The sequence below is a fragment of the Pseudomonas sp. NBB genome (genome assembly GCF_032701105.1).
In the GTDB taxonomy this organism is placed as follows: Bacteria; Pseudomonadota; Gammaproteobacteria; order Pseudomonadales; family Pseudomonadaceae; genus Aquipseudomonas; species Aquipseudomonas asiatica.
The window spans coordinates 1317954-1330617 of record NZ_CP103994.1 but is presented as its reverse complement, the minus strand read 5'-3'; the positions used below and the strand labels follow the sequence as shown (position 1 = coordinate 1330617).

Annotated in this window: 11 protein-coding genes; 3 read left to right on the top strand and 8 right to left on the bottom strand. The window is 63.3% G+C overall.

Annotated features, from left to right (window positions below):
* Positions 1-15: 15 nt before the first annotated feature.
* The 8 genes from rseP to rpsB all read right to left on the bottom strand — a co-directional run bounded on the left by rseP (position 16) and on the right by rpsB (position 7478).
* Positions 16-1368, bottom strand: coding sequence for an RIP metalloprotease RseP (rseP, locus tag NY023_RS06120; RefSeq protein WP_038408813.1), 1353 nt, complete (start codon positions 1366-1368; stop codon positions 16-18).
* A gap of 71 nt (positions 1369-1439) precedes the next feature.
* The gene (ispC, locus tag NY023_RS06115; protein ID WP_013971254.1) at positions 1440-2630 is read right to left on the bottom strand and encodes a 1-deoxy-D-xylulose-5-phosphate reductoisomerase; all 1191 of its coding nucleotides are present in this window, start codon (positions 2628-2630) and stop codon (positions 1440-1442) included.
* Positions 2627-3442, bottom strand: a complete 816-nt coding sequence (locus NY023_RS06110; protein ID WP_013971253.1) for a phosphatidate cytidylyltransferase — start codon at positions 3440-3442, stop codon at positions 2627-2629. The genes ispC and NY023_RS06110 overlap by 4 nt, the downstream gene beginning before the upstream one ends.
* A complete protein-coding gene (gene uppS, locus NY023_RS06105; RefSeq protein WP_013971252.1) occupies positions 3442-4197 on the bottom strand; it encodes a polyprenyl diphosphate synthase in 756 nt (251 codons plus the stop codon). The genes NY023_RS06110 and uppS overlap by 1 nt, the downstream gene beginning before the upstream one ends.
* A 15-nt stretch (positions 4198-4212) precedes the next feature.
* Complete coding sequence (gene frr / locus NY023_RS06100; protein ID WP_013971251.1) at positions 4213-4770, bottom strand: ribosome recycling factor; 558 nt, start codon at positions 4768-4770, stop codon at positions 4213-4215.
* On the bottom strand, positions 4767-5510 hold the full coding sequence (gene pyrH / locus NY023_RS06095; RefSeq protein ID WP_003252294.1) for a UMP kinase: 744 nt from the start codon (positions 5508-5510) through the stop codon (positions 4767-4769). Before pyrH ends, frr begins: the two co-directional genes overlap by 4 nt.
* A 180-nt stretch (positions 5511-5690) precedes the next feature.
* On the bottom strand, positions 5691-6554 hold the full coding sequence (gene tsf, locus NY023_RS06090; RefSeq protein WP_013971250.1) for a translation elongation factor Ts: 864 nt from the start codon (positions 6552-6554) through the stop codon (positions 5691-5693).
* A 186-nt stretch (positions 6555-6740) separates the two neighbouring features.
* Complete coding sequence (rpsB, locus tag NY023_RS06085) at positions 6741-7478, bottom strand: 30S ribosomal protein S2 (RefSeq protein WP_003252287.1); 738 nt, start codon at positions 7476-7478, stop codon at positions 6741-6743.
* A 346-nt stretch (positions 7479-7824) separates the two neighbouring features.
* Between rpsB and map the strand changes: the two genes are divergently transcribed.
* The 3 genes from map to dapC are packed head-to-tail and all read left to right on the top strand — an operon-like array spanning position 7825 to position 12579.
* Positions 7825-8607: a type I methionyl aminopeptidase gene (gene map / locus NY023_RS06080; protein ID WP_004375406.1), complete on the top strand. Its 783-nt coding sequence runs from the start codon at positions 7825-7827 to the stop codon at positions 8605-8607.
* 42 nt (positions 8608-8649) lie between these two features.
* On the top strand, positions 8650-11352 hold the full coding sequence (locus NY023_RS06075) for a [protein-PII] uridylyltransferase (RefSeq protein ID WP_023662319.1): 2703 nt from the start codon (positions 8650-8652) through the stop codon (positions 11350-11352).
* 30 nt (positions 11353-11382) lie between these two features.
* A complete protein-coding gene (dapC, locus tag NY023_RS06070) occupies positions 11383-12579 on the top strand; it encodes a succinyldiaminopimelate transaminase (protein ID WP_013971248.1) in 1197 nt (398 codons plus the stop codon).
* Positions 12580-12664 lie beyond the last annotated feature (85 nt).

The window sequence follows — 12664 nt, the reverse complement described above, 5'->3', positions numbered from 1 at the left end:
CAATTGAGCGAAGCTTTATAGTCGACCCAGATCGTTGATCAGGGCGAGCAACATCACCCCTATGACCAAACTGATACCGATCTGGACCCCCCAACCTTGCACCCGATCCGACAGCGGACGACCGCGCACCCACTCGACCAGGTAAAACAGCAAATGCCCCCCATCCAGAACCGGGATAGGCAGCAGGTTAAGAACCCCCAGGCTTATGCTCAGGTAGGCCAGGAAATTCAGGAAATCCCCCACGCCGGACTGGGCTGAAGCGCCCGCCACTTTAGCAATGGTTATCGGTCCGCTCAAGTTTTTTACCGAGAGCTCCCCGAACAGCATTTTCTTCAGCGATTCAAGGGTCAGGACGCTCATGTTCCAGGTGCGTGACAAGCCCTCACCCACCGCATCCAGCGGGCCGTAGCTGACTTCGCGGAGCATGTTGGCAGGCCATTCGCCACCTTTTACCCCGGCGCCCAGATAGCCGCCGGCCGCCTTGCCCTCGCCCTTGCGCGCCAGGGTGACCGGGACGTCCAGCACAGCATCATCGCGCTCGACACGCACCAGAACCTTGGCTTGCGGGCGGGCCCGCACGGCATCGACCACCTGCTGCCATTCGCTCACCGCCACGCCATCGAGCGCCAGCAGCTTGTCACCGGTTTTCAGGCCCGCAGCGGCAGCCGGCCCCTTCGGATCGATCTCGGCCAACACCGGCAAGATCGCCGGGCGCCAAGGGTGCAGCCCAAGGGACTGGATCGGGTCCGGCTCGTCGGCGCCCTTGAGCCAGCTGTCCAGCTTCACCTGCAGCTGGCGCTCGGCGCTGGCGCCCTCTTCACGCACGCCAACCTGCAAGGTGCCGCTCTCGCCCAGGCGGCGAACCAGTTGCAGGTTGACCGCAGACCAACCATTGGTCGGCTTGCCATCGATGGAGACGATTTCCTGACCTGCGGTCAGGCCTGCCGATGCTGCCAGGCTGCCCGCATCGACCGCGCCGATCACCGGGCGGATCTGCTGGGTACCCAGCATCGCCAGCACCCAGAAGAACAGGATGGCCAGCAGGAAGTTGGCAACCGGGCCCGCCGCGACGATCGCGATGCGCTGGCGTACGGTCTTGCGGTTGAACGACTGCTCGATCAGCGCCGGCGGCACGTCCCCCTCGCGCTCGTCGAGCATCTTGACGTAGCCACCCAGCGGGATCGCCGCGATCACGAACTCGGTGCCATGGCGGTCATGCCAGCGCAGCAGCGGCGTGCCGAAGCCCACCGAGAAGCGCAGCACCTTGACACCGCAGCGGCGTGCCACCCAGAAGTGGCCGAATTCATGGAAAGTGACCAGCACACCCAAGGCTACGAGGGTGCCGATAATCATGTAGAGCGCTGTCATATCCATCTCCGAATGATGTTCAGCGGGCTGGCATCATGCCCAGCCCCCTCGTGAACCGTGGCGAGCCTGCATCAGCGACCGTGACGCCTCAGCCACTCACGGGAAAGCTCCCGGGCACGCTGGTCGGCGGCGAACACCGCGTCCAGCGACGGCAGCGGTACGACGGGCTCCTGATCGAGCACCTGTTCGATCATACCCGCGATCTCCGGGAAGCGGATACGCCGCTGGAGAAATGCCTCGACTGCGACCTCATTTGCCGCATTGAGCACGGCCGGTGCGCTGTTGCCGGCCTCGGCAGCCTGCCGCGCCAGGCGCAGGCAAGGGAAGCGCTGTTCGTCGGGCGCCTGGAAGTCCAGACGGGCGATGGCGAACAGGTCCAGCGGCGCCACCCCGGAATCGATCCGCTCGGGCCAGGCCAGGGCGTTGGCGATGGGTGTGCGCATGTCCGGGTTACCCAACTGCGCCAGCACCGAACCGTCCACATAATCCACCAGGGAGTGGATCACGCTCTGCGGGTGCACCACCACCTCGACCTTGGCCGGTGCAGCATCGAACAACCAGCAGGCCTCGATCAGCTCCAGGCCCTTGTTCATCATGCTGGCCGAATCCACGGAAATCTTGCGCCCCATGGACCAGTTGGGGTGCGCGCAGGCCTGTTCCGGGGTGACGTCCAGCAGCGCCTCGACGGGGGTCTCGCGGAACGGGCCACCGGATGCGGTGAGCAGGATCCGGCGCACGCCGACGGCACTCAGTCCGCGCGCGTAGTCGCCGGGCATGCACTGGAAGATCGCATTGTGCTCGCTGTCGATCGGCAGCAGCACGGCACCACTGCGCCGCACCGCCTCCATGAACAGCGCGCCGGACATCACCAGCGCCTCCTTGTTGGCCAGCAACACCTTCTTGCCCGCCTCGACCGCCGCCAGGGTGGGGCGCAGGCCGGCGGCGCCGACGATGGCCGCCATCACCGCGTCCACTTCCGACGCAGAAGCCACCTGGCACAACCCGACCTCGCCTTCCAGCACCTCGGTGGCGCAACCTGCCGCAACCAGGCTTTCGCGCAGTCGCGCGGCCGCCTCGGCATTCGGTACCACGGCGAATGTCGGCCGATGGCGCACGCACAGCGCAAGCAATTCGTCGATACGCGAATAGCCACTCAGGGCGAACACCTGATAACGGTCGGGATGGCGCGCGATGACATCCAGCGTGCTCAGGCCGATGGAGCCGGTGGCCCCGAGCACGGTAATACGCTGCGGACGACTCACATCACACCCCATTCGGCGGCCCATAGCAGCACGGCGAAAATCGGGATCGCCGCAGTCAGGCTGTCGATACGATCGAGTACCCCACCATGGCCAGGCAACAGGTTGCTGCTGTCCTTGATGCCGGAACGGCGCTTGAACATGCTTTCGGTCAGGTCACCGACCACCGAAGACATGACCACCAGGGCTGCACTCAGCAGGCCCAGCAGAATCTGGCCGAAGCCCCAGTCGCGACTGATTCCGACCACCAGGGTAATCACCAGGCTGACCGCCAGGCCGCCATACACGCCTTCCCAGCTCTTGCCAGGGCTGACCTGAGGCGCCAGCTTGCGCTTGCCGAAGGCACGGCCAGAGAAGTACGCGCCAATATCGGCAGCCCACACCAGCACCATGACCGACAGGATCAGCCAGTTACCCAGCGGCCAGTGCTTGAGCAGCACCAGACCCTGCCAGGCCGGCAGCAAAACCAGCAGGCCGATCAGCAACCGGCAGGCTGCACTGGCCCACAGCTCGCTACTACGTGGATAGGTAAGCACCAGCCAGGTGGCCAACCCCCACCAGATCACCGCAGCGCCCAGCACCCAGGGCGCCAGCTCCGGAAGGATGTACAGCAGCATCAGCGCTCCGGCGACGACCACGGCATAGGCGATGCGCAGCGGCTGGGCCATGAGCCCGGCCAGACGCGCCCACTCCCAGGCGCCGAGGGTCACCACGAAGCCGATGAACAGGGCGAAGTCCCCACCGTTGAGCAGGAAGAAGCCACCCAGCGCGATCGGCAGCAGGATCAGCGCGGTAATGATGCGTTGTTTAAGCATTAAGCACGAGCTCCAGCCTCGACCTGCTCGCTGGTCTTACCGAAGCGGCGCTGGCGCGAAGCGAAATCGGCCAGGGCGGTGCGCATGGCCTCGTGTTTGAAGTCCGGCCAGTACAGGTCGGAGAAGTACAGCTCGGCGTAGGCCAGCTGCCACAATAGGAAGTTGCTGATGCGGTGCTCGCCACCGGTGCGGATGCACAGGTCCGGCAGCGGCAGCTCGCCGGTTGCCAGGCAGGTCTGCAGCAGGCCCGGGGTGATGTCTTCCGGGCGCAGGTGCCCGGCTTGCACTTCCCGCGCCAGCCGCTGGGCGGCCTGGGCGATGTCCCACTGGCCACCGTAGTTGGCCGCGATCTGCAGGATGAAGCGGTTGTTGCCGGCGGTCAGCGCCTCGGCCTCGCGCATGGCGGCCTGCAGCTCGGGATGGAAGCGCGAACGGTCACCGATGATACGCAGGCTGATGTTGTTCTCGTTGAGGCGTTTGGCCTCGCGGCGCAGGGCCGAGAAGAACAGTTCCATCAGCGCACCGACCTCTTCGGCGGGACGCTGCCAGTTCTCGCTGGAGAAGGCGAACAGGGTCAGCACCTCGACCCCGGATTCGGCACAGACTTCGATGACCGCGCGAACGGCGTCGACACCCGCCTTGTGCCCGGCAACACCGGGCAACAGGCGTTTTTTCGCCCAGCGGTTGTTGCCATCCATGATGATCGCGACATGACGCGGCACCGAGGACGGTGCCGCTGGCTTGGTCTTTTCCATTAAAAAACCCCGGCCTTAGACGGCCATCAGGTCCTTTTCCTTGGCTTTGAAGGCGGCATCGACTTCGGCAACGTACTTGTCGGTCAGCTTCTGGATCTCGTCAGCGGCGCGACGTTCTTCGTCTTCGCTGATTTCCTTGTCCTTGGTCAGCTTCTTCAGGTCGGCCAGAGCGTCACGGCGCACGTTGCGCACAGCCACCTTGGCATCCTCGGCAACGCCGCTGGCCTGCTTGGTGTAGCCCTTGCGGGTTTCCTCGGTCAGGGCCGGCATCGGCACACGGATGGTGGTGCCGGCGCTGGACGGGTTCAGGCCCAGGTCGGAGGTGAGGATGGCCTTTTCGATGGCAGCACTAAGGTTTTTGTCGTGCGCGACGATCTTCAGGGTGCGGGCATCTTCGACGGTGATCGCGGCCACCTGGTTCAGCGGCATCTCGCTACCCCAGGCAGTGACCTTGACGCTGTCCAGGATGCTTGGGTGGGCGCGACCGGTGCGGATTGCCGCGAGGTTGCGAGCCAGGGCCTCGAGGGACTTGGTCATGCGCTCCTGCGCGTCTTTCTTGATGTCGTTGATCATGCTTGGCCTTCCTCGATCAGAGTACCTTCAGCGCCACCCACCACAATGTTCAGCAGGGCGCCAGGCTTGTTCATGTTGAATACCCGCAATGGCATCTTGTGGTCACGGCACAGGCAGATTGCGGTCAGGTCCATTACACCCAGCTTGCGATCCAGGACCTCGTCGTAGGTCAGGTGATCGAACTTCTCGGCATGCGGGTCCTTGAATGGATCGGCAGTGTACACACCATCGACCTTGGTCGCCTTCAACACCACGTCGGCATCGATTTCGATGGCGCGCAGGCAGGCGGCGGAGTCGGTGGTGAAGAACGGGTTGCCGGTACCGGCGGAGAAAATTACCACATCCCCGGAGTTGAGGTGGCGAATAGCTTTGCGACGATCGTAATGATCGGTGACACCGACCATGGAAATGGCCGACATTACCAGGGCCGGGATGTTCGAGCGCTCCAGCGCATCGCGCATGGCCAGGCCGTTCATCACGGTGGCCAGCATGCCCATGTGGTCACCGGTGACGCGGTCCATGCCGGCTGCGCTGAGCGCGGCACCGCGGAACAGGTTGCCACCACCGATCACCAGGCCGACCTGGACACCGATCCCTACCAGCTGGCCAACTTCGAGGGCCATGCGATCCAGCACTTTCGGGTCGATCCCGAAGTCTTCCGAGCCCATCAGGGCCTCGCCGCTAAGTTTGAGCAAAATGCGTTTATAGCGAGGTTGGCGACCACTCACCTGCTGAGCCATTGCGAGTCTCTCCTGCGGCGTACTTTTAGAAAATTCGTGCGGGCTGTTTGCAGCCTGCTAACTGTAGCGTGGCACCGCTTCGGTGCCAGCGGCGACGGGCCTTATAAACCCTTCGCCGTTTTGACAAAGAGGCTGCGCGCGTGAGCGGGCAGCCTCTTCGGGGCGACAGACGGGGCTGTCTTACTGCTTGGCAGCAGCTACCTGAGCGGCAACTTCAGCAGCGAAGTCGTCGACTGGCTTCTCGATGCCTTCGCCTACTTTGAAGTAGGTGAAGGAAACGATTTCAGCACCGGCTTTCTTGGCCAGCTCGCCAACCTTGACTTCCGGGTTCATGACGAAGGCTTGCTCGACCAGCGAGGCTTCGGCCAGGAACTTCGAGATACGACCTTTGATCATGTTCTCGACGATGTTTTCCGGCTTGCCGGCGATCTTGTCAGCGTTCAGCTGCAGGAAGACGCCCTTCTCGCGCTCGATGGCTTCGGCCGATACTTCCGACGGCAGCAGGAACTCAGGGTTCGAAGCTGCAACGTGCATGGCGATGTTCTTGGCCAGATCGACGTCGCCGCCTTTCAGGACAACGGCAGCGCCGATCTTGTTGCCGTGCAGGTAGGCACCGACAACGTCACCTTCAACGCGCACCAGGCGACGGATGTTGACGTTCTCGCCGCACTTGGCAACCAGGGCTTCACGAGCAGCTTCACGCGAAGCGATCAGCGGAGCAGCGTCGGTCAGCTTCTGGGCGAAGGCTTCTTCGATGCTGTCGGCAACGAAGTTCTTGAAGTCGTCTTGCAGGGCCAGGAAGTCGGTCTGCGAGTTCACTTCCAGCAGGACGGCGGATTTACCGTCGGTCTTGACGGCGATAGCGCCTTCAGCAGCGACGTTGCCAGCCTTTTTGGCGGCCTTGATGGCGCCCGAGGCACGCATGTCGTCAATGGCTTTTTCGATGTCGCCGCCGGCCTTTTCCAGGGCCTTCTTGCAATCCATCATGCCTTCGCCGGTACGCTCGCGCAGTTCTTTGACCAGCGCTGCAGTAATTGCTGCCATTTCAAAATCCTCTTGGAAAGTTTTTCAACCATTCCACCCGTTCGTCACGGGCGTTCAATTCTGCAAATCCACTGTGTTTATCTCAGCGGGCCCATGATGCGGGGCCGATGCTGACAGCAGGATTTCAAGGTGGCAAAAAGGGGGCAGAGCCCCCTTTTTGCGTGCCAAGTCGACGCTAGCGTCTAATTACTCGGCAGCAGGTGCAGCCGCTTCTTCAGCGTAAACTTCGGTGCCGCCGGCAACGTTGTTGCGGCCGCGGATGACTGCGTCAGCCATCGAAGTCATGTACAGCTCGATAGCGCGGATGGCGTCATCGTTACCTGGGATGATGTAGTCAACACCTTCCGGGCTGCTGTTGGTATCGACAACGCCGATTACCGGGATGCCCAGCTTGTTGGCTTCGGTGATCGCGATGCGCTCGTGATCAACGTCGATAACGAACAGAGCGTCTGGCAGACCACCCATGTCCTTGATGCCGCCCAGGCTGCGATCCAGTTTTTCCAGGTCGCGGGAGCGCATCAGGGCTTCTTTCTTGGTCAGCTTGGCGAAAGTGCCGTCTTCGGCCTGGGTTTCCAGGTCGCGCAGACGCTTGATCGAAGCGCGGATGGTCTTGTAGTTGGTCAGCATGCCGCCCAACCAACGGTGGTCAACGTACGGCGAACCGCAACGAGCAGCTTGCTCGGCGACGATCTTGCCGGCGGAACGCTTGGTGCCGACGAACAGGATCTTGTTCTTGCCCTGAGCCAGGCGCTCTACGAACGACAGAGCGTCGTTGAACATTGGCAGGGTTTTTTCCAGGTTGACGATGTGGATCTTGTTACGCGCGCCGAAAATGTACTTGCCCATTTTCGGGTTCCAGTAACGGGTCTGGTGGCCGAAGTGCACACCGGCCTTCAGCATATCGCGCATGTTGACTTGGGACATGATAGTTCCTTGATAAGTCGGGTTGGGCCTCCACGTATCCCAATGACCAACCCGCGAATTCTGCAACTCGGGGCACCCAGGTCATCGTGTCGACACGTGTGTGGGTTAAGTGCTGACGGGGTCGTCCCCGAAAGCGGCGCATTTTATACCACAGACCGCGACCGAACGGAACCCGGATACTGTTGCGTCCGTCAGCGGTTTTTGCAGCACCCCGGCTTTCGCGCCAGAATGCCAGCTGTAGACAGCAGCATTGCCGCCTTTATCCCGACCGATCGGCGCCCTGCTCTGCTAGAATCCGGCCTTTCCCGTTTGTTCGCGCCGTGCACGGCGCTGTAGAGAGCCTGTAATGACCGTCACCATCAAGACCGCAGAAGACATCGAGAAGATGCGCATCGCTGGCCGCCTGGCCGCCGAGGTGCTGGAAATGATCGAGGAACACGTCAAGCCCGGTGTCACCACCGAAGAGCTGGACCGCCTGTGTCACGACTACATCGTCAACGTCCAGCAGGCCATCCCGGCACCGCTCAACTACAAGGGCTACCCGAAGTCGATCTGCACCTCGATCAACCATGTGGTCTGCCACGGCATCCCCAACGACAAGCCGCTCAAGGACGGTGACACGCTGAACATCGACGTCACCGTGATCAAGGACGGCTACCACGGCGACACCAGCCGCATGTTCCACGTCGGCACCGTGCCGGTATGGGCCGAGCGCCTGTCCAAGGTCACCCAGGAGTGCATGTACAAGGCCATCGAACTGGTCAAGCCGGGCTGCCGCCTGGGCGACATCGGCGAAGTGATCCAGAAGCACGCTGAAAAGAACGGCTTCTCGGTGGTGCGCGAGTTCTGCGGCCACGGCATCGGCAAGGTGTTCCACGAAGAGCCGCAGATCCTGCACTACGGCCGCGCCGGCACCGGCATGGAGCTGAAGGAAGGCATGACCTTCACCATCGAGCCGATGATCAACCAGGGCAAGGCCGACACCAAGGTGCTGGGCGACGGCTGGACCGCCATCACCAAGGACCGCAAGCTCTCGGCCCAGTGGGAGCACACCCTGGTGGTGACCGCAACCGGCTACGAGATCTTCACCCTGCGCAAGGACGACACCATCCCGCGCACCTCGGCCTGACCGCACTCCCACAGGCCACCCCCACGACAGGAACGTGACGCGATGCCCCAGGTGGACCCCGAGCTGTTCGACCGCGGCCAGTTCCAGGCGGAACTGGCCCTCAAGGCGAGCCCCATCGCCGCCTTCAAGAAAGCCATCCGCCAGGCCGGCGAGGTGCTCGACAAGCGTTTCCGCAGTGGCAGCGAAATCCGCCCACTGATCGAGGCCCGCGCCTGGCTCGTCGACAACATCCTGCAACAGGCCTGGAACCAGTTCGACTGGGGCGACCAGAGCGGCATCGCCCTGGTCGCGGTGGGTGGCTACGGGCGCGGCGAGCTGCACCCGCATTCGGACATCGACCTGCTGATCCTGCTGGGTGCTGCCGAACACGAGCAGTACCGCGACGCCATAGAGAGGTTTCTCACCCTGCTGTGGGACATCGGCCTGGAAGTGGGCCAGAGCGTGCGCACCGTCGACGAGTGCGCCGAGCAGGCCCGCGCCGACCTGACGGTCATCACCAACCTGATGGAAAGCCGCACCATTGCCGGCCCCGAGGCGCTGCGCCAACGCATGCTTGAGGTGACCAGCACTGCGCACATGTGGCCGAGCAAGGACTTCTTCCTGGCCAAGCGCGCCGAACTCAAGGCCCGCCACCACAAGTACAACGATACCGAGTACAACCTCGAACCCAACGTGAAAGGTTCACCCGGTGGCCTGCGCGACATCCAGACAGTGCTGTGGGTGGCCCGCCGCCAGTACGGCACACTCAACCTGCACGCCTTGGCCGGCGAAGGTTTCCTGCTGGAAAGCGAGAACGAGCTGCTGGCCTCGTCCCAGGACTTCCTGTGGAAGGTGCGCTACGCCTTGCATATGCTGGCCGGGCGCGCCGAGGACCGCCTGCTGTTCGACCACCAGCGCAGCATCGCCGCGCTGCTGGGCTACAGCGACGACAACCCCAAGCGGGCGATCGAGCAGTTCATGCAGCAGTACTATCGGGTGGTGATGAGCATCAGCCAGCTGTGCGACCTGATCATCCAGCACTTCGAGGAGGTCATCCTCGCCGATGACGACAGCGGCACCACCCAGCCGCTGAATGCGCGCTTCCGCCTGCATGATGGCTATATAGAGGCAGTCAGGCCGAACGTGTTCAGGCGCACACCGTTCGCCATGCTGGAAATCTTCGTGCTGATGGCTCAGCATCCCGAGATCAAGGGCGTACGCGCCGATACGGTGCGGCTGCTGCGCGAACACCGGCACCTGATCGACGACACTTTCCGCACCGATATCCGCAACACCAGCCTGTTCATCGAGCTGTTCAAGTGTGAAATCGGTATCCACCGCAACCTGCGGCGGATGAACCGCTACGGCATCCTTGGCCGCTATCTGCCGGAGTTCGGCCTGATCGTCGGGCAGATGCAGCACGACCTGTTCCACATCTATACGGTCGATGCGCACACCCTCAACCTCATCAAGCACCTGCGCAAGTTGCAATACACCCCGGTGTCCGAGAAATTCCCGCTGGCCAGCAAGCTCATGGGCCGCCTGCCCAAGCCCGAGCTGATCTACCTGGCCGGCCTGTATCACGACATCGGCAAGGGCCGCCAGGGCGACCATTCCGAGCTGGGTGCGGTGGATGCGCAGAAGTTCTGCGAGCGCCACCAGTTGCCGGCCTGGGACAGCCGGCTGATCGTCTGGCTGGTGCTGAACCACCTGGTGATGTCGACCACCGCCCAGCGCAAGGACCTGTCCGACCCTCAGGTAATCAACGATTTTGCCCTGCACGTGGGCGACGAGACACGCCTGGACTACCTGTACGTGCTGACCGTGGCCGATATCAACGCCACCAACCCCAGCCTGTGGAACTCGTGGCGGGCCAGCCTGCTGCGCCAGCTGTACACCGAGACCAAACGCGCCCTGCGCCGAGGCCTGGAAAACCCGCTAGACCGCGAAGAGCAGATTCGCCAGACCCAATCGGCGGCGCTGGATATCCTGGTGCGCGAAGGCACCGACCCGGACGATGTCGAGCAGCTGTGGTCGCAGCTGGGCGATGACTACTTCCTCAAGCACACCGCCGCCGACGTGGCCTGGCACAGTGACGCGATCCTCCAGCAGCCGGCCGATGGCGGGCCGCTGGTGCTGATCAAGGAAACCACCCAGCGCGAGTTCGAGGGTGGCACGCAGATCTTCATTTATGCCCCCGACCAGCACGACTTCTTCGCCGTGACCGTGGCGGCGATGTCGCAGTTGAACCTGAACATTCATGACGCGCGGATCATCACCTCGAGCAGCCAGTTCACCCTCGATACCTACATCGTGCTGGACAACGACGGCGGCTCGATCGGCGACAACCCGCAGCGGGTCAAGCAGATTCGCGACGGCCTGACCGAAGCGCTGCGCAACCCCGAGGACTACCCGACCATCATCCAGCGCCGGGTACCGCGCCAGCTCAAGCATTTCGACTTCCCGCCACAGGTAACCATCCTCAACGATGCCCAGCGGCCGGTGACCATCCTCGAAATCACCGCACCTGACCGCCCTGGCCTGCTGGCCCGGCTGGGGCGGATCTTCCTGGAGTTCGACCTGTCGCTGCAGAACGCCAAGATCGCCACCCTTGGCGAGCGGGTGGAAGACGTGTTCTTCATCACCGATGCCGACAACCAGCCGCTGTCCGACCCGCAACTGTGCAGCCGACTGCAGGAAGCCATCGTCCAGCAGCTGCAGGCCGGCCAGGCCAGCGATGCCAGCCCTACCCGCGTGACCTTTTAACGATTAGACGATTGACGAGACCTTGCGCCGATGAACCATGCCTTGACCCAGCTTCAGCCCTACCCGTTCGAGAAACTCCGCGCCCTGCTGGGCAGCGTTGCACCTGCGGCGGACAAGCGCGCCATCGCCCTGTCGATCGGTGAGCCGAAGCACGAATCGCCGGCGTTCGTCGCCCAGGCCATGGCCGACAACCTCGACAAGCTGGCGGTGTACCCGAGCACCATCGGCCTGCCCGCCCTGCGCCAGGCCATCGGCCAGTGGTGCGAGCGGCGCTTCGGCGTACCGGCCGGCTGGCTGGATGCCGACCGCCACATCCTGCCGGTCAACGGCACCCGTGAAGCGCTGTTCGCCTTCACCCAGGCCGTGGTCAACCGCGCCGATGACGGCCTGGTGGTCAGCCCCAACCCGTTCTACCAGATCTACGAAGGCGCAGCGCTGCTGGCCGGTGCCACCCCGCACTACCTGCCGTGCCTGGAAAGCAACGGTTTCAACCCCGACTTCGACGCCGTGCCGGCTGAAGTGTGGAAGCGTTGCCAGATCCTGTTCCTGTGCTCGCCGGGCAACCCCACCGGCGCACTGGTGCCGATGGACACCCTGAAGAAGCTGATTGCCCTGGCCGACGAGCACGACTTCGTGATTGCCGCCGACGAGTGCTACAGCGAGCTGTACTTCGACGAGGATGCCCCACCACCAGGCCTGCTGACTGCCTGTGCGGAACTGGGCCGCAGCGACTTCAAGCGCTGCGTGGTATTCCACAGCCTGTCCAAGCGCTCCAACCTGCCGGGCCTGCGCTCGGGCTTCGTCGCCGGTGACGCCGAGATCATCAAGCCGTTCCTGCTGTACCGTACCTACCACGGCTGCGCCATGCCGGTACAAACCCAGCTGGCCAGTATCGCTGCCTGGCAGGACGAGGCGCATGTGCGTGAGAACCGCGACCAGTACCGCGCCAAGTACGACGCCGTGCTTGATATCCTGCAGCCGGTGCTGGATGTGCAGCGCCCGGATGGCAGCTTCTACCTGTGGGCCAAGGTGCCCGGCAGCGATGCCGAGTTCACCCGCGACCTGTTCGAGGCCCAGCATGTGACGGTGGTACCGGGGTCGTACCTGTCGCGTGAAGTGGATGGCGTGAACCCGGGTGCCGGGCGTGTGCGCATGGCACTGGTTGCACCGCTGGCCGAGTGCATCGAAGCGGCGGAGCGGATTCGCGAATTCCTGCAGAACCGCTGATTCGACAGGCGCCGTACAGCCCTCGAGTGTTGTGCAGTACCTGTAGGAGCGGGTTTACCCGCGAACACCGGCACAGCCGGTGCCA